Origin of the sequence: Psychromonas aquatilis, assembly GCF_038155185.1 — a bacterium.
Lineage (GTDB): Bacteria > Pseudomonadota > Gammaproteobacteria > Enterobacterales > Psychromonadaceae > Psychromonas > Psychromonas aquatilis.
In genome coordinates this window covers 1-223 of record NZ_JBAKAZ010000315.1, presented here as the reverse complement: position 1 = coordinate 223, position 223 = coordinate 1, and the positions used below count along the sequence as shown (strand labels likewise).

The 223-nt window shown below is 38.1% G+C and carries 1 protein-coding gene; it reads right to left on the bottom strand.

The annotated features are described in order from the left end of the window. On the bottom strand, positions 1 to 223 hold a 223-nt coding region (locus V6256_RS15695; RefSeq protein ID WP_341599158.1), incomplete at both ends, for a hypothetical protein.

The following is a 223-nucleotide window of genomic DNA, read 5'->3' as shown; positions in this document are numbered from 1 at the left end:
GTGTTGTTTCAGCCCAAAAACCACGGAATTCAGAACGTATAGCTGTTAATACTTCAACACCATCACGTAAGAACTCAATTTGGTCAGTAATATTGATTGAACCAATCACTAACGAGTTAGATGATAAACCGTGTCCAGCTAAGGAATTCAATACAGCTTCTTTATCTTCTCGTTTAACTTGAATCACAGCAACTAGCTCTTCCGAGTACAATGCAGAGAAATC